The sequence below is a fragment of the Pseudomonas sp. 2995-1 genome, assembly GCF_002742505.1.
In the GTDB taxonomy this organism is placed as follows: domain Bacteria; phylum Pseudomonadota; class Gammaproteobacteria; order Pseudomonadales; family Pseudomonadaceae; genus Aquipseudomonas; species Aquipseudomonas sivasensis.
This window is the reverse complement of record NZ_LJSA01000546.1, coordinates 1-243: the sequence shown is the minus strand read 5'-3', so window position 1 is coordinate 243 and position 243 is coordinate 1. Positions and strand designations below refer to the sequence as shown.

1 protein-coding gene is annotated in these 243 nt (G+C 38.3%); it reads left to right on the top strand.

Annotated features, from left to right (window positions below):
- Window positions 1-243, top strand: a 243-nt coding sequence (locus AOA61_RS27760) for a malate:quinone oxidoreductase (protein WP_143521270.1), incomplete at both ends; no start/stop codon positions are given.

The following is a 243-nucleotide window of genomic DNA, read 5'->3' as shown; positions in this document are numbered from 1 at the left end:
ACACGTCAGAAAACCCGGATGGTTCTGTTGATTGTAGTAAAGCTAATAAAGTAAATGAACAATTTCAAGTTTCCCTGCAGTTTTGGTCTTATCTTGTGAACAACAATCTGTTACATCAGCCACAGGACTTTATCATGCCATTGCCACACATGAGTTTAGTGCAGGGAGAACAGAACGTACCATTTTTAAAGAATCGATTTGAAGCGTTATCAAACAACCCATTATTCAGTGGGATGGAGTATT